Origin of the sequence: Marinifaba aquimaris, from assembly GCF_013328345.1 — a bacterium.
GTDB lineage: Bacteria > Pseudomonadota > Gammaproteobacteria > Enterobacterales > Alteromonadaceae > Marinifaba > Marinifaba aquimaris.
On record NZ_JABULX010000027.1, the window covers coordinates 22,178 to 45,860 of the forward strand.

Sequence of the window (23,683 nt, forward strand, 5' to 3'; positions counted from 1 at the left end):
TGGTTAACCTTGAATGCTGTTGAGGGTTTTAAAACGCGGTTATTCTATGAATTTGGTTTTAAATTGCAATGGCAAAGCGGCGGTAAAACACGTATAGTGCGCGCAAAATTTAGCTCTTCTTTTAAATAGGATAAATCCTGTGATCTCAACTGCAAATGTCACCATGCAATTTGGCGCTGAGCCATTATTTGAAAACATTTCTGTCAAATTTGGCGATGGCAATCGCTATGGTTTAATCGGCGCAAACGGCTGCGGTAAGTCGACGTTTATGAAAATTTTAGACGGCAGCTTAGCACCTACTAGCGGTACGGTTTCTGTTACGCCAAATGAACGTATCGGTAAATTGCACCAAGACCAATTCGCATTTGATGAGTTTTCAGTTATTGATGCGGTGATCATGGGTTACAAAGAACTATGGGAAGTAAAACAAGAGCGCGACCGCATCTACGCTTTACCTGATATGAGTGAAGACGACGGTATGAAGGTTGCTGAGCTTGAAACCCAGTTTATGGAAATGGATGGTTATAGCGCAGAAGCTAAAGCGGGTGAGTTACTATTAGGTGCCGGCATTGATGAAAGCCTTCACTACGGTTTAATGAGTGAAGTCGCGCCAGGTATGAAACTAAGGGTGTTATTAATTCAAGCCTTATTCTCTGAGCCGCATATCCTATTACTCGATGAACCAACAAACAACTTGGACATCGCCACGATTAGTTGGTTAGAAGATATTTTAAACCAACAAAAATCAACTATGGTTATCATTTCGCACGACCGCCACTTCTTAAATTCTGTGTGTACTCACATGGCTGATATCGATTACGGTGAGCTTCGCGTTTATCCGGGTAACTATGATGAGTATATGACAGCGGCAACCCAAGCTCGCGAACGTTTATTATCAGATAACGCTAAGAAAAAAGAACAAATTGCTGAATTACAGTCGTTTGTTAGCCGATTCTCAGCGAACGCATCAAAAGCGCGCCAAGCGACTTCACGTGCTAAGCAAATTGAAAAAATTCAATTAGAAGAAGTAAAACCTTCAAGCCGTGTATCGCCATTTATCCGCTTTACCCAAGAGAAAAAATTACACCGTAACGCACTAGAAATTAACGACTTAGGTCATGGTTTTGATGGTGAAACGCTATTCTCAGGTGCAAGCTTATTACTCGAAGCAGCTACGCGTTTAGCCGTTATTGGTGCTAACGGTGTGGGTAAAACAACACTGATGCGTTTATTAGTCGATGAATTATCACCTGCAAGTGGTGAAATTAAATGGGCTGAAAACGCGAGCTTAGGTTATGTTGCGCAAGATCATTCCGATGAATTTGAACAAGATATTACCTTATTTGAGTGGATGACTCAGTGGCGTAAAGAAGGTCATGATGACCAAGCCGTTCGTGGCACACTAGGTCGTATGTTGTTTTCTCAAGACGATATTAAAAAGTCAGTAAAAGTGTGTTCTGGTGGTGAGAAGTTACGTCTTATCTTCGGTAAATTAATCATGCAAGAGCACAACGTGCTAATTATGGATGAACCGACTAACCACTTGGATATGGAATCAATCGAGTCATTGAACTTAGCGTTAGAGCACTTTGAAGGCACGCTTATTTTCGTATCTCACGATAGGGAATTTGTATCATCATTGGCCAATCGTATTATCGAAATTAAAGATAACCAGCTTAATGATTTCCACGGTACTTATGATGAGTATCTAGCTAGCCAAGCTAAATAGTGTATTGGTAGTCTTTTAAAAGCCCGTTTAGTGAGCGCTAAACGGGCTTTTTTATTGCTCGGTATTTAATCGTACTGACCCTTTTGCCCTTTATTCAGTGTCAACGATTTCAGGAAATAAAATCGGTAAAGTATCGGTAAAAGCGGGTATGGGAGAGTCGTTATGGGTAACAGTATGACTTAATCTATGCACGGTTAAACCTTGGAAGTTAAGTGCCGTTAGCTCTTGGTAAAAAGTTTCTACGGCTAACTCATTACCGGCTATTGATGCACTGGTTAGAATTAATTCAATATCAAGTGTATCACTTGTGGCATAACGCTCATTTAACATCGTTGTTGTTAATGGGCGATCGACCCAAAAGCTGGCATCAACTGAAATGATGGTTTTAAAAATAGGGTTTTCAATATCGTCCATCAGCATTACATGGCCACTCATAAAGCCGCCATATGAAGCGCCATACAACACACGGTTGTCGGTATCTATGTTGTAATTATCTTCTGCAAACGGCAATAATTCCTCAACCAATACTCTGTGATAATCATTCAAGCCAGGAAATAAAAAATCAGTTTCCCGACGATTATTAGGCCCTTGCTCTATGCCGATTAAAATCGCGGCAACGCCAGCATCTTCGATTAAGTTCACAAAGGTATTAAAATTCCATTGAGCATCCGTCACATAAAAAGTGAGTAGTTGGCTTTCATTTTGCTCATATCCCACCGGGGTATAGATATGTAATGGGTAATCGATGCCGGTAATATTTGAAGCAAGCACTTGTTCCGAGTCAATCGTACCTGTTAACTGGTCTGTAGTTTGATCCGTTTCTGTCTCTGTTTCTTGTTGAGTTTGCTGGTCATTCGTTTGTACTGCTCTAGGTGTAGATGAGCTCGAACCGCCGCCACAAGCGGTTAGGGCAAAAAGCGTCAGTAGGGTGATTATTGTTGTTTTCATAGCATCCATTCTCGATTGTTTTTTATCACTATAAAACAACTAAATCAGGATGTAAGCTCTTTTTTGTACAAAAAATGCGCTTGGTTAAGGCCAGCCAGCTAATTATTAACTTGCTGATTTTATTAGGTATATATCAGGGTTTGTAAATCAGACAAAGGGGTTTGTTCACCAAAAGCAAGGGTTTGCATGCTCTCTGTCGTTAACGCGGCATAAAACGGTAAAACGGCACTGCCTTTTAAAGCAATGCCTTCAACATTCGGCGTTTTAATTAACCTGACGACCTGTCTTTCACCATATTGTGAGATAGAGGGAATAAAAGGTCTGAGGTTAGAAATAAACTTATCCATTAATTCAGGTGAGATATCACCACCTAGAATGATACTTTGGCAATTTAATAGTGTTTCTAAAGCGTGAATAGCAATGCGCATCGGCTCAGCAGAGCGCTCTAACCAAGGAGCTATTTTATCGGGATGCTGCTGGCAATATTCAGCTAAGGCTAAATTCGATAAGTTGGGCTGGTCGATAAAGCTTTTTAGTGATGACAGAGATGCAAAGTCATTGAGCCTACCCAATTCGGCGGTTTCATCATCCGTTTCTGGTGTGACAAAAAGCTCGCCAATAGCACCGGTTAAGCCATTTTGGCCAAGTAATATTTTTCTATCGTAAACAACCGCAGCCTCGACGACATCGCCAATATGTACATAAACAAAACTGTGGAGTGATTTTGCTTCACCAAAAAGCATATGAAATGCAGCGCAGGCAGAGGCAGTCGACTCAACCGCTGTCGGTAAATTGAGTTTTTCTACTAAGGTTTGCTGCAGTGCTTGGGCGGTTTGGTAACTTGCTAAGTTCATGGTTTCTGATGTGCTATCAGAGTGAGCAAGCGTTAAACCTACACCTAAGATAGCCGCTTTGGATAACTCAGCTTGTTTGAGTAATGCATCTAAGGTTTCAGCAATTTTATCAATCAGTGAATCGGCTTGATAAGCGGTATTTTCTGAGGCGATGGCTTGGCCAGATAAATCAAACAAGCCCACTTCTAATGTTTGGCTAAATACTCTGACCGCTAGCGTATAAGCTGCCTTTGGGTTGAGCACCAACATTTTTGACGGTTTACCTACACTGCCTTCTTTTTTAATACCGGTTTCAAAAACTAAATCCGTGGCCAGCAGTTCTTCAACCATATTGGTGATGGTTTGTTTGGTTAGGTGAGTATTGCGCGAGATCTCAACTCGTGAAATTGGTCCTTGAGTGACAATTTCTGATAAAACTAAACGTAAGTTTAAGGCTTTATTTTGTTTTGAGTTGGAGCCTTTCAATTCGTCACCTGTAATTAATGTGCTGTCAAAGGTTAGTGTATTTTTTCGCTAGTTTACCGATTAATCTATGAAAAACCGAATAAAAATTAATAAGTAAAAATGTTTGACTTATTGTTTTGCGTCCCTAATATGGTAACTGTTAATCAAATAATAACCAATTAAGGATTGATGGCATGAAGTCTTGGTTACCGTTTAAAAGCCACGCTTTAACGATGCGTTACCTATTTAAAGGGTTGCTCGGTTATATCTTGTTGTTTAACTACGCAGCCAATGCAGTGGATATTCAACAAATACACCAAGCCGCTCAATCAACAGATGTCACTGTTAGTCAAGCTCAGGCTGCCGATATAAAAGCAAAGCAATTAACGGCTGCGTTGGTTTGGCATGGCTCAAGTTCTTGGGTGAGTGCTGTGACTCGTGGCGCAGAAGATGCGTTTGCCGATTTGGGTATTAAAGTGGTCGCCATTACCGATGCGCAATTTGACCCCGCCAAACAAGTTGCCGACCTTGAAAATGTAACGGCACTCAAACCAGATATTATTTTATCGCTATCAGTTGATGGTACCAGTACTCAAGCGAGCTACCGCAAGGCTATCTCAGGTGGTGCTGAACTCGTACTACTGAGTAACCCGATCCCCGGTTTTGAACAAGGCAAAGATTATGTCGGTATTGTCACCGATGATATGTTGGGTATGGGTAAAGCAGCGGCCACACTAGTTGCCGATGCGGTAAATGGTCAAGGACAAATCGGTATGATTTATCACGATGCAAGTTACTTTATTACCAATAATCGCGACCAAGCTTTTAGACAGGCACTGAGTGCTTATCCAAAACTGAATGTCATCAGCGAGAAAGGTTTTTTAAAAGAGCACGAAACATCGAATATTGCGGCTGCTATGGTGCTGCAAAACCCTAAATTAGATGCCATTTATGTTTCTTGGGATACGGCTGCAGAAGGGGTTATCGAAGCGCTGCGCTCTCTCGGTCGACGAGACATTAAGGTTATCACTCATGATTTGGGTATTAATAACCTGCTCGATATGGCGATGAACGGCAATATGTACGCCACCGTTTCAGATCGCCCCTACGATATTGGTGAAACCATGGCCAAACTGGGAGCACTCTCTACACTTGGGCATCAAGCCGCCCCATTTACTATCGTGCCCTTTGATACGGTCAAACGAAATAACATCAATGCCATTTGGCAACAAGCGTTTAAAAAACCTGTGCCTAAATTACTCAATCAAGCTTTAACTCAATAAAGGAGTGTCTCAATGATAACGCTCACAACAAATATAAATAGTGTTAAGAAATTTGCTGTTAAGCGAGAAGCGTTTATTTACTATATCTTTCTCGCTGTTTTAGTGTTTTTTGCCATTTTATTGCACGACACGGCGTTTCTAAGTTTGGATAATTTTATGAATATTGTTCGCCAAACTGCGCCCATTACAATAATGGCTGTGGGCTTAACGTTCGCGCTGGCAGTTGGCCATATCGACTTATCCATTGGTTCTGTGGTGGCGTTATCTGCTTTGGTTGGCGCGATGTTATTGCAAACTACGGGGATTCCCATTGCGGTCGCTGGCGCGTTATTAACGGGCGTTGCGGTTGGTTTAATCAATGGGGTGTTGATTGAGCGCTTACAAGTTTCATCTTTGTTGATCACGTTAGGCACTATGGGCGTGGTCACAGGTATTGCAAGACAAATCAGCGGCTTAGAATCTGTACCTATTATCAACTCTGACTTTACTGCCTTTTTTGGCGCAGGTGATATTTTTGGTATTCCTAGCTTGTTTATCTGGACCATTGGTATTGCTGCCATTGCTTATATCGCCATGAAAAAGCTCGCATTTGGTCGCCATTTACTCGCGGTGGGTGGTAGCCCTAAGGCAGCTTTGGCAATGGGTATCAAAGTCACCCGCATCCGTTTGTACGCTTTGGTCATTTCATCCGCTGCAGCAGCATTAGCAGGTCTTTTATATGCCGGTCGTTTACACGGTGCTCGCTACACGTTGGGTGAGGCTGATTTATTAACGGTTATTGCTGCGGTTGCTATCGGTGGTACCAGTTTATTTGGTGGCCGAGCTTGTATTATCGGCGCTATTTTGGGTTCTTGGCTAATGGGGATGATCAACAATGGTTTGATTTTATCTGGTTTTTCGACCAACGAGCAGATGATAGCAAGAGGCGTTATTTTAATTATCGCAGTGGCAATTGGCGTCAAGGAGCTGAAAAATGGTTAGAACGGCATTAGATCAAACCGCAATTGAATTGACGAATATTCAAAAAAGCTTTGGCGGGGTCAAAGCACTGAAAAATGTATCGTTTAAAATCAACAAGGGCGAAGTAGTCGGCTTACTTGGAGATAATGGTGCGGGTAAATCAACTTTAGTACGTTGTATTTCTGGTATACACCAACCCGATAGCGGTGAGATTAAAGTAAATAATCAAGCGGTAAACATTGCATCGCCTCTGGATGCTCGAGAAGTGGGTATCGAGACGGTATTCCAAGATTTAGCCATGGTGCCTGAGTTTGATATTAGCGCTAATTTATTTTTGAATCGCGAGATTAAACATAAAAACCCCATTTTAAGAGCGTTAGGATGGTTAGATACCAAAGCGATGGATAAACGCGCGAAAAAAGCCTTGAATCGACTCAATAGCCGTATTCCCTCATATAAAGAAGCCATCCACAATTTATCAGGCGGGCAAAGACAAGCTGTGGCCATTGCCAGAGCCGTTAATTGGGGGGCAGATATTGTCATTATGGATGAGCCTACAGCTGCTTTAGGTGTTGAACAAAGCGCTCAGGTCAATGAGCTTATCAATGTGATCAGCTCACAAGGTGTGGCGGTGCTTCTTATCAGTCATAACATGCAGCACGTGGTCGAAACCTGTGATAGGGCAGTGGTGCTTTATCAAGGTCAGTCGGTTGCCGATGTCAGCATTAGCGATGTGAGTAAAGAAGACTTAGTAGGTTTAATTACCGGCGCAACTACTCAAGCCGCTTAAACCAGCACATTTTCCTTATTTGAATTTTTGGCTCATTTAATGGGCCGGGATTCGTGCGGCCAAAATTTAGTGATTTCAATATTAGGACAGCCTTATGTCTACCGATAAAAATGTACAACAACTGATTGCAAGCATGACCATAGCCGAGAAAGTCGGGCAACTCTTTATCTTAGCGTTTGCAGGACCCGATAAAGAATACGCACTGTCTTTGGTCAAAGATAAACACATAGGTGGTTTTTATATTACCGATGATAATGCTGGGGATTTGCAACAAGCTAAGTTACTTGCCCAAAGCTTACAGGCTCAAGCGGCGCTTAGAGTATGTGATGCCCCTTTAATATTAGGTGTGGATCAAGAAGGGGCCTGGGGTATCTTAGCCAAGCAAACTGATTTAGGGCCGGGAAATTTAGCGCTAGGCAAAGTTGACGATTTAACATTAACAGCCAATGTTTATCAGGTCTTTGCTCAGCAAATGCAGGCACTCGGTTATAACACCTTGCTATCGCCATGTGCTGATATTAATGCCAATCCGAAAAACCCTATCATTGGCCAACGGGCTTTTGGTGAGCAAACTGAACGCGTGGCCTCACACGTAGCCGCTGCCATTAAAGGCATTAAACGGACTCAAAATTTAGCCTGTGCCAAGCACTTTCCAGGACACGGTGATACGCACACTGATAGCCATCGCGATTTACCTGTGGTTGATAAAGACCTGTTGGTTTTACTGACGCAAGATTTAGCGCCGTTTCAGGCTGCAGTCGACTCAGGTGTCGATCTTATCATGACATCACATATCAAATACCCACAGCTAGATAAAGATAATCCGGCAACGCTATCGCGAACAATACTGACCGATTTACTGATCAAAGAAATGAAATTTGATGGCTTAATCATCACAGATAGCATGAATATGTGGGCCATGCGTAAGTATTATCAACCTGAGCAAGCGGCCATTAGAGCCCTAGAAGCAGGGGCGCATTTGATCATGCTGAGCGAAGAACACTACGAAAATGAAAGTACTGACTACAAAGCGATTCAAACTCAGACCATCGACGGTGTCATTCAAGCGGTTGAGTCTTCTCAGCTTGATGAAGCGATTATTGATAAGGCACTAGCCAAGGTGTTATTGCATCGCTATAAAAAGTTGGCCGATACCGAATTTAAGACGCTCAGTGCGATTTCAGATAAGCAAGCAAGCGAGTTTAGCCGACAAGCGTGTTTGCGCGCCGTTAGTCGGTTAAGAGATAACAACAGCTTGTTACCGTTAACGGATAAACCGTTTTACATTAGCTTTATGGCCAACCCTAAAGGTTATGAAAATATCGTCAATAGCCGTGGCATTGGCCCCAATGACGCCAGAAGTGCCAAGGACGGCATCCTTAACCAGCTCAACTTGCTTGGCAAAAACTATCAACACATTGAATACCATGAATTCGAAGCTTGGCTCGCTAAGCAGCAGACTTTAGATACACCTTTGGTTTTGGTGACTGAAGATTACCCATTGGCCGGGGAGAGTTTTGATACTCCAGAACAGGTCAATCGGGTACAAAATGCTTTAACAAAATTGGCCGACAATATTTTGGTATTGGCCATGCGTTCTGATTATGAATTGGCATTTTACCCACAATTATCCACTTACGTTTGCGCTTATTCGAGCCGTTATTTAGCTGCTCAGCAAGCGGTTTATAGCTTGTTTGAAAAATAATCAAAAAAACCGTTGACAATTAGTCAAAATGATTGATAAATATTTAGTATAACATTTTGACTAATTGGTTTTAACTGCCAATTAGCTCAACAAATTTAAAAATAATAATAAAAGCGGCTTGTGTTCCTGCTAGCCATCAAAGCACTAAAAAAAGGAAAGACAACAATGAAAACCAAAATTTCAAACTACCTTTCACTCTGCATATTGGCTGCACTCGGTGGTGGCTCACAAGTTGCTATCGCAGAGCAACAAGCAAGCGAGCAAACAATGGAGACAATCCAGGTTCGCGGTATTCGTGGCAGTTTAAAAGAAGCGCTGAACTCAAAACGCTTTTCAAACTCGGTCATTGATTCAGTATCAGCTGAAGACATTGGTAAGTTCCCAGATAAAAACATCGGTGATGCGATGCAGCGTATTCCAGGTGTAACTGTCGTTAGAACCTATGGTGAAGTGAGTGGGGTAACTGTTCGTGGTACCGCACCAGAGCACAGTATGGTGCTGTTAAATGGTCAAAACGTGGCAAGTGTGGGCTGGTTTGATTTAGGTGGCATTAACCGTAGTTTTAACTTTGAAATGCTAGCGGCAGAACAAATCTCAGGCATGGATTTATATAAGTCTGTTGAAGCTAACGTCAATGAAGGCGCAATGGGTGGTACGGTTAACTTAAAAACACGTAAGCCATTAAACATGGATGCCAACACAGTTTACGCTTCCGTTGAAGCGGGTTATAGCGATGGCGCTGAAGAATGGTCTCCAGCTTATTCTGGTTTATACAGTTGGAAAAACAACGATGAAACCTTTGGTGTGTTGTTTGCACACTCGGTAGAAGAATCGCGTGTTTATCGCGAAACCTTAACGGCTTTTGGTACACCAGATGCTAATCTTTTCAACGATACCAATGGGGTTGACCGCTCAAGTTATGGTGCTATGTCTTCTATCGTTTTTGATGAAGAGCGCGAACGTACGAGTACCCAATTAACGTTGCAATTTGCACCAACAGATGAGTTATCGTTTGCCCTTGATTACAACTTCTTTGAATTGGATAACGACCACATTAACTCGGCGTTATTTGCCGTGGTCGGTTTTGGTGCATTAGATGGCAACAGCGTGACAGAAAATAGCGCAGGTGTCGTTACACGTGGTACATCGGTAGCATCGGGTCCAGGTTATGCTCCATTATTTAATAACACGGTACTGCGTACGCCAAAAATGGAAACCAGTGCGTTAAATTTATCAGCACAATACAAAGCTGAAGATTGGACACTCAGTGCAGTAATTGGTCAATCTGATGCCGAAGGGCGTACCAAGCAATCCAGTACTTGGTGGGGTGATACTGCTGAAACGGGCAACGCGGGTTTCACTTATGATGTTGCAGGTGCACTAGAGTTATTCCCAACAACACCTTCTTATCTGGATAGTCATGATAACTTCTTGTTATTCCATGAATTTACTTATCTAACAAACGTACGTGACAATGAAATTGATTACTACCAAGCTGATTTTAGCTATGAGCTTGATAAAGGCATTTTCACTAGCATAGATGCCGGTGTTAAATACCAAGAGCAATTGTTCTCAGCGTATGTTGATAATCGCGATGTAGATATTACTGATGCTGTAAATCAAGGCATGAGCTTAGCTGATTACAACGGTGGTTTTGTTTCGGGGTTACACAGTGAAGAAGGCCGTGCGGGCAGCACATCTCGTTTCCCAATTGGTACACGTGGATTGTGGCAATATGGCGCTCAAAATCAAGCAACCGAATCGATTATTACCAGTGATTTTTCAATTGAAGAAGAGATCAGCGCTGCTTATGTAAAAGCCAATTTTGAAGGTGATGGTTTTCGCGGTAATGTCGGCCTTCGCTTAGTCGATACCGATGTTATCTCAAAAGGTCGTATTGATGGTGAGCCTGCAAAAGGTAACAACGATTACACCAACTTTTTACCGAGTGTGAATTTAGTGGCAGATGTCAGCGAAGATTTATTATTCCGCTTTGCAGCTGGCTCAACGGTATCGCGCCCAGATTATCAAGACATGCAAATGGCTGAGACGATTTCTGTCAGCTTTGGCACGGCCACAATTGGTAGCCCTGATTTAGAGCCTTACAAATCAGATCAGTATGATATTGGTTTAGAGTGGTATTTCAACGAAGCGTCTGTTTTAGGTGCAACTTTCTTTGTTAAAAACATCAGCGACTATATTGAAACCACAACAGTTACAGAAGATTACGAGGGCTGTTCAGAAACCTGTTTAGTAACGCGTTCGCGTAACGTAGGCACAGCAGATGTGAGTGGTATTGAAATTCAGTATCAGCAAGACTTTGGCAACGGCTTTGGTATTCAAGCAAACTACACTTATACCGATAGTGAAGTGACCAATTCAGCGGGTAAAACGGTGCCAATTGATGAAGTATCACAAAACTCGTACAACATTTCGGGTTACTACGAAAACGATATCTTCAGTGCGCGTCTAGCCTATAACGCGCGTGACGATTGGCGTAGACAATACAATAACTCTGGCTCTAGTGCCGTTAATGATAGCTACGACCAACTAGACGCATCAGTTGTTTGGCATGTACATGATAATGTTGATATTTCATTAGAAGCGGTCAATATCTTAAACGAAACGTTAAAGTTAAAGCAGCCTGATTTTGGCAATGTGGTTCACAGTGTTGATCAATTTGGTGCCCGTTATTACTTAAGCGCCAGCGTTAACTTCTAATCCTAACAACCTGTGTTTAGCACCCCCTGCTAGCTAAGCAAAGGTCAAAAGATACCGCACGCCATGCGGTATCTTTTTTTATCTACGCAAAACGGACTAATTTGTCGCGAGTTGCTCAGCAAGTGATGCTGTTGCTTCAATGGCTTGTTGTTTTGATGCTTGATGTCTTTTATCGCCAAACTCTTGATATTCAGAAGCTATTTCATAAAACTGGCTGGCACCAAGGTAGGGTGCAAGTTGCTCAATATGGCCAGATAAATGATTTTTAAACGCTTTGGCTTGACCTTTTTTAAAGGCAAATTCGCCCCAAGATACCAATAAAACAACCGACTTTCCGCTGAGTATTGGCGCCAGTGGCTCATCGCCTCTGGCTAAATCAAATGAAAAGGTTTTATCGACCCTTATCACTAAATCAAACCAAGCTTTTAAAATGGCAGGCATGCCATAGTTATACATAGGGCTGGCAATAACAATAATATCGGCGCGTACAATTTCAGCGATTAACTGATCTGATTCGGCGAGTTGTTTTTGTTGCTCTATCGATAGGGGCGCTTTACTAAAAGCTGCACCAATAAAATCGGCATTAATAAATGACGGCGGTTGTTTATTTAAATCTCTATAGATAACTTCTGTGTGTTCATGGTGAGCTTTAAAGTTCGCGGTAAATTGTTCACCCAGCATTTTAGTAATAGATTGATGTTGGGTTTGGTTAGGCTGGTAATCTCTTACACTCGAACTGATATAAAGTATCGTTTTCATCTTTATCTCCTGATGGGTAATGCGTATTGTATTTAGTCACTATTGTTGCTGTGATGAATAACACTGACAATTGAGATAAGATGGCTTATAGATTAGTTAAAGTTATCTATAGGTGTTTATGCGTGGGCAAATTTCCTCACTTAATTATTTAAGAACCTTTGCAGTGTGCGCTGAATTTTTAAGTTTTAAGCTCGCCGCTAAACAGCTCAATATCAGCCCAACAGCGGTCTCGCACCAAATTAAAGCGCTGGAATCACAACTACGCGTGGCATTGTTTGAACGTCATACTCGGGCTATTTCACTGACCTTAGAAGGTGAGAAGCTAGCGCAAGTCTGTCGTACTAGTTTTAATGCTATCAGCCATGTTCTTGATGACATTCAACAGCAAAAAAACGAATTAACCGTGTCTTGTTGTCACTCTTTTGCCGCATTGTGGTTAACCCCAAAAACAGCTGATATTAGTCAGTGTTTAGCCGATAGCCAGCTTAAAATTGCAGCCAGTGACAGTTTGGTTGATTTAAACCGCGACAAGCATATTGACTTGGCTATTCGCTACGGCGAGCCTGCTAATAACAGTGATGAAGTCTTTTTATATCAAGAGCAAATGTCGGTATATACCAGTGAACATTATCAAGTTGAAAAGGGTAAAAAGCCGGTGTTGTTTGTGACTCAGTGGCAGCAAAATGGTTTATTAAAAAACTTAAATTGGCAGGCTCATATCGATGAAACGCAATTTGAAATTAGAACGTTTGAACAAGAGTATTTTGTTTTACAAGCCGTGATGACAGGTCAAGGGTTAGGTTTACTGAGCGACGTGTTAGCTACTACTTCGCTCAATCAAGATTGGATATCGCCAAGCGATAAGGTAAAGGCGTTTGCCGGTTACCATTATTACTTAAGAGTTAATCCACAAAGAAAACACGTCGCTAAAGTGCAGCATTTAGTGGCGTGGTTTAAACAGTGTTTTAATCAAATGTAGGGAAAGCGCTAATCAAGTACTGATCACAGCGCGAGGTATTCCACCATAAAGTCGATAAATAACCTGACATTGGGATTGGGGAATCGCGTATTGGGGTAAACCGCGTAAATCTCGCCGCTGTCAGTATCGTTCAGTGAGGCTTGCCAATGGGTTAAACAGGGTACTAATTGACCTTTTTCGATTGCATCGGCAACAAACCAATTGGCTAACTGAACAATACCCACCCCAGCGAGTGCACCACTGAGCAGCGGTGTGCCGCCTTTCGACTGAAAATTACCCGCTACCAATACTTTTGTTTTGTGTTGGTCTTTTAAAAAGTGCCAATAAGTGCGTTGCCTATCGTTACTCAGCAATAAACAATTGTGCTCGGCTAATTGGCTCGGTTCGTTAAGCGGCGGGTGTTTGGCAAGGTAATCTGGCGATGCGCAGATGATGGTGTGGTTACTCATCAAACGCCGCGCTTTTAAGCTCGAATCATTGGGTGTACCGATGCGAATGGCTAAATCGATATTACTCTCGTACAAATCGGTCAGTTGATTGTTCAAATCTAGCTTGATGTTAATGTCAGGGTAGCGTTTTAGAAATTCAGGTATCAGCGGGCAAATATGCATACGGCCAAAGCTTTCAAATACCGATATACTCAGCTGGCCACTGGGTTGCTGAACACTTGGGTTCATCGAGGCGACAAGTGCATCGGCATCATTAACTAACTGCATTGCCCCTTTTAAGAATATTTCACCTTGCTGAGTTAATTGCAATTGACGGGTACTGCGTTTAAACAGGGTTGCTTTTAGTGTCTGCTCTAAGTTGTCTATGGTACGTGCAATAGAAGAGGGCGCCATATCCATGACTTTGGCCGCTTTTGAAAAGCTCCCCAACTCGCTAACTTTTAAAAATACTCTGGCAGAGGATAACATTGCTTAACCTTTTTGAACTGAACTTGAGCTGAACGCTAAATCGCGTAATTTTGTTTATTTAATTCTCACCCTAACACATTTATTTTTGCAAATAATGCAAAAGTGATGAGTTTATTGTCTATCTTCTGTGCGCTTATCTGTTGAATTAAGATGAAATCTCTTCAACAACTGAGTGAGAAAAATGAATAGGATCCCTTTTAATCAAATCCCTGAGCCCTTATTAGCTTGCATGATGCAAACTGAAAATTACGTCAATGAAACCAGCCCATTGGATTTTTCATTACTTGAATTAGTGCGTTATTACGTCTCGGCTATTAACCAATGTGCATATTGTATGGATATGCATTTTAAAGAATCCATTGGGGCAGGAGAGACGCCGCAAAGGTTGCATTCTGTGATGGTTTACCAGCAAACCGATTACTTTAACCAACAAGAAAAAGCTTTATTATCATGGGCTAATTGGCTGACCAAGCTCGAAACATCCGGTAGCGAAGTAGATGTTTATTATCAAGCATTGGCTGAACATTTTAGCCAAACTGAAATTACACAACTCACGTTGGCTATTACGCAAATCAATACATGGACCCGATTAGCCAAGGCCTTTGGTTTTGTACCTGGCAGTTATCAACTGGGGCAGTTTAGTTAAACGAGAGGGCGAGCTAGATACGGCTCGCCTGTTATACATCTCGGGTAAAATCGCCAATTTGCATGATGCGCTTTGCTTGAGCTATCAGTGACAGCAATAACTCAAGTATGTTATGTTGTAACATATCTTTTGTTTTGCGTTGTAATGAGGTTTTCTGCATGCAATTAGCTCCTTTTCAGCCTGTCGATGAGGCATTTCTCAATAAACCTGGTTTAGTTCGAACTACATCTACTTCAACTGATGCAGCAGTGCTTGCGGATATTTACCAAGAGGATAACAACCTCGCCATTTGGCAGCGCGACATTGATGAGACCTTCAGCAATGAAATCAAAACCTTCATAGAGCAAGCGCCGAGTTTCAAATTATCGGAAACCCTCACCGCAGCCAATGCACAAATTACCATGAGAAGTAAGCTCAAAGGCTATGTTGGTGCTGAGCGTTTAAGTGCTGATATTGCTGATTTAGTCGATATGTTTACCTGTTTATTTGAGCTTGAGAAAGTTGGGCTCAGGTTAACGGTATTAGATAAAGCCATGTGTCCACGCTTTCATGTTGATCGTGTGCCGTGTCGTTTGATCACCACTTATTTTGGTGCCAACTCACAGTGGCTTGCACATGAGCATGTGGATCGCACTAAATTAGGTGCAGGTAATCGAGGCCGTTGTGATGAAGCATCGGGTTTATATCAATCGGCCGAACATATTCAAAGTATGTCGACAGGTGATGTCTCATTGTTAAAAGGTGAATTGTGGGCAGGAAATGAAAGTGCAGGCTTAGTGCATCGTTCTCCTGCACTTAAAGACGGCGAAAAGCGATTACTGCTGACGTTAGATTTTGTTGGTTAGAAAGGGTTTGTTGAGTTAACAAGATGATGTCATTTATTCATTTATTAGCGCTTTCATTGCAATTAGGCCATCAAGATCACAGCTATGATGATGGTCAGCATTTAGCGGCACATATTCACGGACAAGCTGAGCTTAATATTGCTGTTGAGCAAAATCAGGTGGCCGTGGAGTTTATCTCGCCTGCCGGCAATTTATTGAGTTTTGAGCATATGGCTAAAACCCAAGCGGAAAAACAACAAATCCAAAAAACTGAAAATCAGCTGAATCAAACTGCTCAGTTGTTTAGCTTTACCGGTGCCGATTGTCATATTGCGGATAAATTAATTGTTATGGGGCAGGGCATTGACGCTGAAACGAGTCTTGACCCTATGCCAGATGCTGCGCCCATTGCTTATGATGAAAATGATCATCACAAGCACCAACATGAGCACCATCAACACGATCACCCTCAACACGATCATCAGGCGCACGGGCATATTCACGCAAAAAGTGAAAATGATAAGCACATAACACATGCCCATAAACATGACGCTGAGCATACAGAACATGTCGAGCACAATACACACAGTGAAATTACCGCCAGCTATCAATTTCATTGCAGTGATACCGCCAAGTTATCTCAGTTAAAGCTGGGTTTTTTAGATTTATTTCCCGGTATTGAAACATTAAACGTTATTTGGCTCAGTGCAGATAAACAAGGCCTGTCTGCACTTAATGCCCATAACTCAGTGATTCGTTTTTAAAAGCAATGAACCTGCTTTTCCACTTTTAGGCCGAATTAAAGGTACTGATCATGAAACACACTCTTATTAAAAATGCGCGAATGGTGAATGAAGGAAGTATTCGTCATGCAGATATTCAAATTACGAATGAATACATCAGTTTAATTGCCGATGATATTAGCGCACGACCAACTGACGAAGTGGTTGATGCAAAAGGTGCTTGGGTATTACCGGGTATGATTGACGACCAAGTACACTTCAGAGAACCGGGTCTGACGCACAAGGGGAATATTGCGAGTGAATCTAGAGCAGCGGTTGCAGGCGGTATTACCAGCTATATGGAAATGCCAAATGTAAATCCTGCGACGACATCGATTGAAGCGTTAGAGAAAAAATTTGCCATTGGCCAAGAAAAATCGTTTGCCAACTATTCATTTTACTTAGGCGCAACTGAACATAATTTAGAAGAAATTAAAAAAATCGACCCAAGCCAAGTTTGTGGTTTAAAGGTCTTTATGGGCGCATCGACGGGTAATTTATTGGTTGAAGAACCACAAGCGCTTGAAGCCATTTTTAAACATTGCCCAAGCCTTATTGTGACACATTGTGAAAGTGGTCCTGTGATGGAGCAAAATGCTCAGCGCTATAAAGATAAAGGCGTGACACCTACCATTTTCGACCATCCTATTTTACGCGATGACAAGGCTTGTTATGCCTCTTCATCGTACGCGGTCGATTTGGCTAAACGCAACGGTACACAATTACACGTACTGCACATCACGACGGCAAAAGAGTTAAGTCTCTTTGAAAAAGGCCCAATTGAAGGTAAACAAATTACTGCCGAGGCTTGTGTGCATCACTTGTGGTTTAGCCAAGAAGATTATCAAGAAAAAGGTAACTTAATTAAATGTAATCCTGCCATTAAATCAGCAGATGACAGAGCCGCATTAATTGAAGCCCTTAAAACCGGGCAAATAGATATTATTGCTACCGACCATGCGCCGCATACCTTTGCTGAAAAACAGGTTGATTACAACCAAGCGCCAGCAGGTTTACCTTTGGTTGAACACGCCTTAATTAGCTTAATTGACCATGTTCACGCAGGGCGAATGACTATCGAACAAGTGGTTCAAAAAGTCTGTCACAACCCTGCTATTCGTTATCAAATCGATAAGCGCGGTTACATCAAAGAAGGTTACTTTGCTGATTTAGTGTTAGTTGATCCAGAAGGATTAACGGCAGCTAATCACTCATCGGTGCGCTATTTATGTCAGTGGACCCCATTTGATGGTCACACTTTCAAAAGTAAGGTACTGAGCACTTGGGTTAACGGTAGTTTAGTTTATGACGGTCAAGATACGCACTTTACCCAATCGGCTAAGCGTTTAGCATTTTTGAGGTAAGTGAATTGATGATAGAAAAAATGGCTAACTTGCCTGATATCACTTCATCGACTGCAAGTGATAGCCCACTGAAATTACAATGGGTCGGGATGGAAAAAATTGCCGTACCTTTGACGCTAGCTGGTCAGCACCTAGCGTCAAACCGCATTAGTGCGATGGCTGATGTGTTTGTTAGTTTAGAAGATGAAAAAGCCAAAGGCATACATATGTCTCGCTTGTATTTTTTACTGAATGAACACTTAGCGGGGAGTGAATTATCGGTTGATACATTGACTCAATTAATGCAAGCACTCATCACATCGCAGGCGGGCTTAAGTCAGGCGGCGAAATTAAATTTGCGCTTTGACTTAATGCTCAATAAACCAGCCTTGTTGTCTGATAACTTTGGGTATCAGGCGTACCCTGTTGAAGTGTGTTTGGAATATCAAAACGATACATTAGCCGTTGAGCTTAATTTAGATATTCCGTATTCCAGTACCTGTCCGTGCTCGGCTTCTTTATCGCGTCAGCTTTATAAAGAAGCCGTAGATGAGCAATTTAGCACCGATACCATCGATAAAGCTCAGTTACTCGATTGGATTGCATCTAAGGCAGGTTCTGTCGCTACACCGCATAGCCAACGCTCTCATGCTTATATCAAGCTGCAATTAGGTACTGAGTTACCTGATATTGCATCTCTAATTTTTGCTTTTGAAGAGGTGATAGCCACGCCTGTGCAAACAGCGGTTAAACGCGAAGATGAACAGGCTTTTGCTCGACTAAATGCTCAAAACTTGATGTTTTGTGAAGATGCGGCAAGAAAGCTCAAAACCTATTTAGCTAAGATGCAAGCCGTGCAAGCTTATTGGTTTAAGGTTGAGCACCAAGAGAGCTTACACGCCCACAATGCTGTAGTCATTGAATCTAGCTTTTAACGGTTTAATTGGCGGCTGGCTGATCATAATACTCGATATCAGCCAAATCGAGTGTGTAAGCTGAAGTCGCCATTTCTGACTCAAACATCTTGGTTTTTAACATACCTGATATCCAAAACGCATCATACAGAGATTGAAATTCGATAGCTGGCTCTGCCGTGACAAAAATAATTTGATTGGGTGGCGGTGGCGGCATATGCAAACAAGCGCCAAAATAAGGCACTAAAAAGAAGCGGCTGATGGTTCTGTCTTCGTTAAATTCGAGCGGAACAATAAACCCCGGAATTTTAATCGCTTGGTTGTTCATCTTCTCTATGATGCGGGTTGAGTTCAGCGCTCGCTGATAAACATCATCCTCAGGAGACGAGACCCCGTTTTCAACTTGCGCACCAATTTGATCTTCGATTGAGCCATCTTCAATATCATCGATATAACTAGGTGGGTTTAAAATGGCATTTAAGTCATCTTCTGGAATGAGTTCTGTCCACTCGACCTCTCGAAACGTTTTAATCGTTGTTGGTACTTTTTTCTCGACGGTTGCAGGTTTTTTTTGTTCAGGCTTGGTGACAATATCAGCCAGTACAGATGAGCTAAAAAGCAGTAAAAATACGCTGAATACGGGTGATAATAAATCTTTAAGTAACATATCGAAAAAGTTAATTGATTAAACTAAAACTCATAGATTTGATATGTTATAACCTTATTTTCCCTAGGTGTGAAATAACTTTACTATTTTTGTTTTATCTTTATGTCTAACGCTATCTCAGTGAACCAATTGACGTTCACTTACCCCAATCAGTCACAAGCCACTTTACAGATTGAAAATTGGCACGTTGAGAAAAACCAAAAAGTGTTTTTACACGGACCATCTGGCACGGGCAAGTCAACCTTGCTCAATGTGCTATCTGGCATTTTAACGCCAAGTTCAGGCGAGCTGACCATTCTTGGTAATGCGATTGGTAAATTAAGTGCGGGCAAGCGCGATAAATTTCGGGCTAATCACCTAGGCTATGTGTTTCAGCAATTTAACCTTATTCCTTATTTGAGTGTGCTAGATAACTTAAATTTAGCGCGCCGTTTTGCCAGCAACAAAAAGCCGAAAATGAGCAATCAAGCGCTATTAGCTGACTTAAATATCTCAACTGATTTACATAAAAAGCCGGTTCAGCAGCTCAGTATTGGTCAGCAGCAACGCGTGGCGATTGCTCGGGCTTTGGTTAACCAACCTGAGCTAATTATTGTCGATGAGCCAACCTCAGCGCTTGATCAACAAAACAGTGACCGATTTATGCAAGTTTTGTTAGAGCAGGTTAATAACACCCAAAGTACGCTAGTTTTTGTCAGCCATGATTGGCGCTTAGCCGAGCGGTTTGATCAGGCAGTGGCGCTGGCAGACATAAACAGTGCGGGGAGGGCGTAAGTATGTTTTTGACCCTAGCAGCAAAAAGCCTGATTAATCGAAAAGCGTCAGTGCTATTAACCATTTTTGCCATGACGGTAAGCATATTTGTGTTAATTGGCGTTGAACATGTTAGGGAGCAAGCCAAAGCGAGTTTTGCCAGCACGGTATCGGGTACCGATTTAATCGTCGGGGCTAAAACCAGCCAACTTAATTTATTGTTGTATTCAGTCTTTCGCATTGGCTCACCAACGAACAATATCAGTTGGCAGGCTTATCAAAAACTAGCGGCTCATAAACAAGTGGAGTGGGCTATTCCTATTTCACTGGGCGATTCGCACAAAGGTTATCGCGTACTAGGTACCAATCAAGACTACTTTTTGCATTACCGCTATGCACAAAAAACAGCATTGAGTTTTGCTCAAGGCAAACAATTTCATGATTTACTCGATGTAGTGCTTGGCAGTGAAGTGGCCAAAGCCCTTAATTATCAGCTGGGCGATAAAATTGTCTTGTCACATGGTATTGGTAATACCAGTTTTCATCAGCACGACAAACACCCATTTGTGGTGACAGGCATTTTAGCGCCAACCGGTACGCCCGTTGATCAAACCTTACATGTAAGCCTACAGGGAATAGAGGCCATTCATCACCATGGCCATAGTGCACAAGCATTAACCCCTAAAAGCATTACTGCGATGATGTTAGGGTTAAAATCTAAATTGGCGACATTTCATATTCAGCGCTCAATTAACAATTACAAACAAGAGCCATTAATGGCTGTGTTACCGGGTGTGGCGCTAGCTGAGTTATGGCAAATGATGACAGTGCTAGAAAATACTCTGAGCCTCATTGCCGTGTTTGTTTTAGTGGCCGCTTTGTTAGGTTTAAGCGCCATGTTGATTGCATCGTTACGCGAACGCCAACAAGAGCTGATATTACTTAGAAATATCGGTGCCTCATCTTGGTTTGTGTTTGCGTTAATTGAACTTGAAGCTATTTTGATGTGTTTAGTCAGCATAAGCCTTGCCATTATCGCCTTGTACACAGGTATTAACGGCTTTAGCGATGCGCTTATCAGTGAATTCGGCTTACAAATTTCAACTGATTTTCTCAATCAAAATACACTGATTTATCTGGCGATAATTGTATTACTCACTAGTCTTTCGGCCTTACTACCGGCCATTGGTGCGTATAAAAACAGCAAACAATTGCGATAGGTTCTAATTGTTGAGTGAACTTAAAAAGCCTGCTGAGCTACAAAGCGAGCGCAGGCTTTTGTTTAGGTTATAACCCATTAACCCACATCTAAAAAAAGAGTTATATATTAAGGTTAATCGAAGTTGATGGCCTCTATCGTACTAATAGAAAAAATAAACCATAAAAGATACAATACGCCGGCAATTAATGGCGTTAAACACGAGTTTTAAATTGAAATTTAACAATAAAGAAGTACTGATTTTTGATTTAGATGGCACGTTAATAGACAGCGTTCCAGATTTAGCCCTCAGCATTAACCAAATGTTAGAAACTTTAGGTAGAGCGACTTTTCCAATCGATGAAATTCGCAGCTGGATTGGTAACGGTGCGGCGGTGTTAACCAAAAGAGCGTTATCGGCCAGTATTGATATATGCCCCAATCTTGATAATGCCTTGTTCGAAAAAGCGCTTGCCATATTTTTAGATTACTATGAGCAAAATGTCTGTGTGGATACCACCTTGTACCCCAATGTCACCACAACATTAAAAAGCTTGCACAGCAAAGGTTATCGATTAGCGATTGTCACTAATAAACCCGAGCAGTTTGTTAGGCCTATCCTTGAAAAATTTGGCTTAGATGATCTATTTGAGCTGATTTTAGGCGGCGACAGTTTACCTAAGCGCAAACCTGATCCAATGCCGTTAATTCACGTATATAACACGTTGAAAGTTAACCAAAATGAATGCGTGATGATTGGCGACTCGAAAAACGACATCTCAGCAGCGACTGCCGCTAACATCGAAAGCATAGGTTTAACTTATGGCTACAATCATGGCGAAGATATCAAGAGCCAAGGTGCAACGGTCGTATTAGATGATTTTGCCGATATTATCGAAACACTACCTTGCTCAACGGCAGTTGCCAATTAATTGTAAAATTTCCAATCTCGTTTATCTAAAATCGTAAATATGTTGTCTCAAAGTTCTGAATGTTCAAAACCTCGTATTGGTATTATTGGTGGTGGTGTAGGTGGCGCAACCATCGCATTAAAACTGAGTGAGCAAGGTGCGAACGTTGTCTTATTTGAAAAAGAAACCAGCTTAGTTAATGGTCCGCCCATGTGCCATCTGCACGCTGGCGGTAACCTGTACCGAGAAATATCAGACCAGCAATGTATCGACCTTTTAAAGCAATCTATCAGTACGGCAAGACTTTATCGCGATGCGATAGATTACAGACCGACAGTTATTGCCGTGCCAATTGATGACAATGGTCGAACAGAAGATGTCATTGCTCGGCTAAACATACTGCAACAAGAATATCGTCAGCTAATTGCCGATGACCCATGCAACCAAGTATTGGGCCCTGCAGCAGAATATTTTACCCAGTATGACCGACAAGCACTTGAAGCATTAAAAACGCAGCCAACGCCTAAAGTGCCAAAAACGCCTGATCAATGGATGATCGCCTTTGCAAAAAATACTGACTTAAACCAGTTAAAGTACCCCGTTTGCTTAGTTCAAGAATACGGCATTAGCGTGTTTCGATTAGCTGCCATTGCCAGCTTGACGTTAGAAAAAAGTGATAATTGCCAAGTACTGACCCAAACGCAGGTGATTTCTGTTAACCAAAACAAACAGAACCATAAATGGACCATTGAAGCCTCGGTTGCAGATAAAAACCAAACGTTTGAGGTGGACTACCTAATTAATGCTTGCGGGTTTAGAACCGGAACCATAGATGACATGGTCGGTCTTCAACCAAAGCGTATGGTCGAATTTAAAGCCGCTTACATTAGCCATTGGGCTCGTCATGAGAATAACTGGCCAGAAATTATTTTTCACGGTACACGCGGCACTAAAAACGGGATGACACAGCTGACGCCATACCCAAATGGCTACTTTCAAATTCACGCTATGACACCCGATGTGACCTTGTTTGAAGATGGCCTAGTATCTTCTGCATTAACCAGTGCACAGCCGCAATTACCCAATAAGTTTATGGCCAAGGTCAATCACCAATGGGAGCCTGCAATTATCAATAGCAGAACCACCAAAGCGATTGATAAGGTTGCGACATTTATTCCCTCTTTTAGTGATGCAACGGTTGGCGGCCCGCCTATGTATGGTGCTCAGCAAATTCCTGGTGTTGATGCTTCGCTCCGTGTTGCAGATGTGGCTTTTGAAGATAAAACCTATGCAAGGTGTGAAATTGTAAAAGCATCGTCGGCATTACCGGCAGCCAATACCATCATCGAACACCTAATTGAGCAGGGTATTTTGGTTGATACTGACACGCCAGATACTGGCAATGTAATGACGGTTGATTTAGCTGAAGAAGAAGTAAGCGCACGCGCAGAGAGTTTAGCGTTAGCCAGGAATTTCCCAAAAGAGATGGCTGCGCTAACCAATAGTCTTTAATTAAAAAAATAGCGAAGCGGTCTTTAATTTAAGCATAAATGAAT

At 42.0% G+C, this 23,683-nt stretch carries 22 protein-coding genes; 16 read left to right on the forward strand and 6 right to left on the reverse strand.

Going from position 1 to position 23,683, the window contains the following annotated elements; translation table 11 throughout:
- Positions 1-139: 139 nt before the first annotated feature.
- Positions 140-1,729 carry an ABC-F family ATPase gene (locus HR060_RS15140; protein WP_174201135.1) on the forward strand — a complete coding sequence of 530 codons (1,590 nt, stop codon included), beginning with the start codon at positions 140-142 and terminating at the stop codon, positions 1,727-1,729.
- A gap of 90 nt (positions 1,730-1,819) precedes the next feature.
- Here HR060_RS15140 and HR060_RS15145 read toward each other — a convergent pair whose 3' ends face one another.
- Together HR060_RS15145 and HR060_RS15150 are read right to left on the reverse strand one after the other, a co-directional pair.
- Positions 1,820-2,677, reverse strand: coding sequence for an alpha/beta hydrolase (locus HR060_RS15145; RefSeq protein WP_174201136.1), 858 nt, complete (start codon positions 2,675-2,677; stop codon positions 1,820-1,822).
- A 122-nt stretch (positions 2,678-2,799) separates the two neighbouring features.
- Positions 2,800-3,996 (reverse strand): ROK family protein, encoded by a 1,197-nt coding sequence (locus HR060_RS15150; RefSeq protein ID WP_174201137.1) that lies wholly within the window; start codon positions 3,994-3,996, stop codon positions 2,800-2,802.
- A 173-nt stretch (positions 3,997-4,169) separates the two neighbouring features.
- Between HR060_RS15150 and HR060_RS15155 the strand changes: the two genes are divergently transcribed.
- The 5 genes from HR060_RS15155 (at position 4,170) to HR060_RS15175 (ending at position 11,434) form a co-directional block, all read left to right on the forward strand.
- On the forward strand, positions 4,170-5,258 hold the full coding sequence (locus HR060_RS15155) for a substrate-binding domain-containing protein (protein WP_246283189.1): 1,089 nt from the start codon (positions 4,170-4,172) through the stop codon (positions 5,256-5,258).
- Between the two features lie 12 nt (positions 5,259-5,270).
- Positions 5,271-6,239 carry an ABC transporter permease gene (locus tag HR060_RS15160; protein ID WP_174201138.1) on the forward strand — a complete coding sequence of 323 codons (969 nt, stop codon included), beginning with the start codon at positions 5,271-5,273 and terminating at the stop codon, positions 6,237-6,239.
- Positions 6,232-7,008, forward strand: a complete 777-nt coding sequence (locus tag HR060_RS15165) for an ATP-binding cassette domain-containing protein (protein WP_174201139.1) — start codon at positions 6,232-6,234, stop codon at positions 7,006-7,008. The genes HR060_RS15160 and HR060_RS15165 overlap by 8 nt, the downstream gene beginning before the upstream one ends.
- A 94-nt stretch (positions 7,009-7,102) precedes the next feature.
- A complete protein-coding gene (locus tag HR060_RS15170) occupies positions 7,103-8,713 on the forward strand; it encodes a glycoside hydrolase family 3 protein (RefSeq protein ID WP_174201140.1) in 1,611 nt (536 codons plus the stop codon).
- A gap of 165 nt (positions 8,714-8,878) precedes the next feature.
- On the forward strand, positions 8,879-11,434 hold the full coding sequence (locus HR060_RS15175) for a TonB-dependent receptor (protein WP_174201141.1): 2,556 nt from the start codon (positions 8,879-8,881) through the stop codon (positions 11,432-11,434).
- 96 nt (positions 11,435-11,530) lie between these two features.
- On the opposite strand, the gene HR060_RS15180 is transcribed toward HR060_RS15175, so the two are convergent.
- On the reverse strand, positions 11,531-12,193 hold the full coding sequence (locus HR060_RS15180; protein ID WP_174201142.1) for an FMN-dependent NADH-azoreductase: 663 nt from the start codon (positions 12,191-12,193) through the stop codon (positions 11,531-11,533).
- Between the two features lie 118 nt (positions 12,194-12,311).
- Between HR060_RS15180 and HR060_RS15185 the strand changes: the two genes are divergently transcribed.
- Complete coding sequence (locus HR060_RS15185) at positions 12,312-13,172, forward strand: LysR family transcriptional regulator (protein WP_174201143.1); 861 nt, start codon at positions 12,312-12,314, stop codon at positions 13,170-13,172.
- Between the two features lie 23 nt (positions 13,173-13,195).
- Here the strand turns inward: HR060_RS15185 and HR060_RS15190 are convergent, their stop codons facing one another.
- Positions 13,196-14,089, reverse strand: coding sequence for a LysR family transcriptional regulator (locus HR060_RS15190; protein WP_174201144.1), 894 nt, complete (start codon positions 14,087-14,089; stop codon positions 13,196-13,198).
- A gap of 181 nt (positions 14,090-14,270) precedes the next feature.
- On the opposite strand from HR060_RS15190, the gene HR060_RS15195 reads away from it, so the two are divergent.
- Positions 14,271-14,735, forward strand: a complete 465-nt coding sequence (locus HR060_RS15195; RefSeq protein ID WP_246283190.1) for a carboxymuconolactone decarboxylase family protein — start codon at positions 14,271-14,273, stop codon at positions 14,733-14,735.
- Between the two features lie 31 nt (positions 14,736-14,766).
- On the opposite strand, the gene HR060_RS19690 is transcribed toward HR060_RS15195, so the two are convergent.
- Positions 14,767-14,895: a hypothetical protein gene (locus tag HR060_RS19690; RefSeq protein ID WP_281362623.1), complete on the reverse strand. Its 129-nt coding sequence runs from the start codon at positions 14,893-14,895 to the stop codon at positions 14,767-14,769.
- Here HR060_RS19690 and HR060_RS15200 point away from each other — a divergent pair.
- From HR060_RS15200 to folE2, 4 genes are read left to right on the forward strand one after another with little or no spacing between them, the layout of a single operon-like run.
- On the forward strand, positions 14,894-15,580 hold the full coding sequence (locus HR060_RS15200; RefSeq protein WP_174201145.1) for a DUF1826 domain-containing protein: 687 nt from the start codon (positions 14,894-14,896) through the stop codon (positions 15,578-15,580). The two genes, HR060_RS19690 and HR060_RS15200, sit on opposite strands and share 2 nt — an antisense overlap.
- 23 nt (positions 15,581-15,603) lie before the next feature.
- Positions 15,604-16,323: a ZrgA family zinc uptake protein gene (locus HR060_RS15205; RefSeq protein WP_174201146.1), complete on the forward strand. Its 720-nt coding sequence runs from the start codon at positions 15,604-15,606 to the stop codon at positions 16,321-16,323.
- Positions 16,324-16,373: 50 nt separating this feature from the next.
- Complete coding sequence (locus HR060_RS15210) at positions 16,374-17,705, forward strand: dihydroorotase (protein ID WP_174201147.1); 1,332 nt, start codon at positions 16,374-16,376, stop codon at positions 17,703-17,705.
- Between the two features lie 8 nt (positions 17,706-17,713).
- The gene (gene folE2, locus HR060_RS15215; protein WP_246283192.1) at positions 17,714-18,619 is read left to right on the forward strand and encodes a GTP cyclohydrolase FolE2; all 906 of its coding nucleotides are present in this window, start codon (positions 17,714-17,716) and stop codon (positions 18,617-18,619) included.
- Positions 18,620-18,623: 4 nt separating this feature from the next.
- Here the strand turns inward: folE2 and HR060_RS15220 are convergent, their stop codons facing one another.
- A complete protein-coding gene (locus HR060_RS15220; RefSeq protein ID WP_174201148.1) occupies positions 18,624-19,265 on the reverse strand; it encodes a DUF3299 domain-containing protein in 642 nt (213 codons plus the stop codon).
- 102 nt (positions 19,266-19,367) lie between these two features.
- Here HR060_RS15220 and HR060_RS15225 point away from each other — a divergent pair, with 102 nt between their 5' ends.
- The 4 genes from HR060_RS15225 to HR060_RS15240 all read left to right on the forward strand — a co-directional run bounded on the left by HR060_RS15225 (position 19,368) and on the right by HR060_RS15240 (position 23,639).
- A complete protein-coding gene (locus HR060_RS15225; RefSeq protein ID WP_174201149.1) occupies positions 19,368-20,039 on the forward strand; it encodes an ABC transporter ATP-binding protein in 672 nt (223 codons plus the stop codon).
- Between the two features lie 2 nt (positions 20,040-20,041).
- A complete protein-coding gene (locus HR060_RS15230) occupies positions 20,042-21,238 on the forward strand; it encodes an ABC transporter permease (protein WP_174201150.1) in 1,197 nt (398 codons plus the stop codon).
- Between the two features lie 211 nt (positions 21,239-21,449).
- Complete coding sequence (locus HR060_RS15235) at positions 21,450-22,148, forward strand: phosphoglycolate phosphatase (RefSeq protein WP_174201151.1); 699 nt, start codon at positions 21,450-21,452, stop codon at positions 22,146-22,148.
- A gap of 39 nt (positions 22,149-22,187) precedes the next feature.
- Positions 22,188-23,639 carry an NAD(P)-binding protein gene (locus HR060_RS15240; RefSeq protein WP_174201152.1) on the forward strand — a complete coding sequence of 484 codons (1,452 nt, stop codon included), beginning with the start codon at positions 22,188-22,190 and terminating at the stop codon, positions 23,637-23,639.
- Positions 23,640-23,683: the final 44 nt, after the last annotated feature.

Bases quoted from the DNA above. Each gene is read 5' to 3' on its own strand.
- HR060_RS15145 (WP_174201136.1), bottom strand. From the start codon at position 2,677: ATGAAAACAACAATAATCACCCTACTGACGCTTTTTGCCCTAACCGCT.
- HR060_RS15155 (WP_246283189.1), top strand. From the start codon at position 4,170: ATGAAGTCTTGGTTACCGTTTAAAAGCCACGCTTTAACGATGCGTTAC.
- HR060_RS15160 (WP_174201138.1), top strand. From the start codon at position 5,271: ATGATAACGCTCACAACAAATATAAATAGTGTTAAGAAATTTGCTGTT.
- HR060_RS15165 (WP_174201139.1), top strand. From the start codon at position 6,232: ATGGTTAGAACGGCATTAGATCAAACCGCAATTGAATTGACGAATATT.
- HR060_RS15170 (WP_174201140.1), top strand. From the start codon at position 7,103: ATGTCTACCGATAAAAATGTACAACAACTGATTGCAAGCATGACCATA.
- HR060_RS15175 (WP_174201141.1), top strand. From the start codon at position 8,879: ATGAAAACCAAAATTTCAAACTACCTTTCACTCTGCATATTGGCTGCA.
- HR060_RS15180 (WP_174201142.1), bottom strand. From the start codon at position 12,193: ATGAAAACGATACTTTATATCAGTTCGAGTGTAAGAGATTACCAGCCT.
- HR060_RS15185 (WP_174201143.1), top strand. From the start codon at position 12,312: ATGCGTGGGCAAATTTCCTCACTTAATTATTTAAGAACCTTTGCAGTG.
- HR060_RS15190 (WP_174201144.1), bottom strand. From the start codon at position 14,089: ATGTTATCCTCTGCCAGAGTATTTTTAAAAGTTAGCGAGTTGGGGAGC.
- HR060_RS15195 (WP_246283190.1), top strand. From the start codon at position 14,271: ATGAATAGGATCCCTTTTAATCAAATCCCTGAGCCCTTATTAGCTTGC.
- HR060_RS15200 (WP_174201145.1), top strand. From the start codon at position 14,894: ATGCAATTAGCTCCTTTTCAGCCTGTCGATGAGGCATTTCTCAATAAA.
- HR060_RS19690 (WP_281362623.1), bottom strand. From the start codon at position 14,895: ATGCAGAAAACCTCATTACAACGCAAAACAAAAGATATGTTACAACAT.
- HR060_RS15205 (WP_174201146.1), top strand. From the start codon at position 15,604: ATGATGTCATTTATTCATTTATTAGCGCTTTCATTGCAATTAGGCCAT.
- HR060_RS15210 (WP_174201147.1), top strand. From the start codon at position 16,374: ATGAAACACACTCTTATTAAAAATGCGCGAATGGTGAATGAAGGAAGT.
- folE2 (WP_246283192.1), top strand. From the start codon at position 17,714: ATGATAGAAAAAATGGCTAACTTGCCTGATATCACTTCATCGACTGCA.
- HR060_RS15220 (WP_174201148.1), bottom strand. From the start codon at position 19,265: ATGTTACTTAAAGATTTATTATCACCCGTATTCAGCGTATTTTTACTG.
- HR060_RS15225 (WP_174201149.1), top strand. From the start codon at position 19,368: ATGTCTAACGCTATCTCAGTGAACCAATTGACGTTCACTTACCCCAAT.
- HR060_RS15230 (WP_174201150.1), top strand. From the start codon at position 20,042: ATGTTTTTGACCCTAGCAGCAAAAAGCCTGATTAATCGAAAAGCGTCA.
- HR060_RS15240 (WP_174201152.1), top strand. From the start codon at position 22,188: ATGTTGTCTCAAAGTTCTGAATGTTCAAAACCTCGTATTGGTATTATT.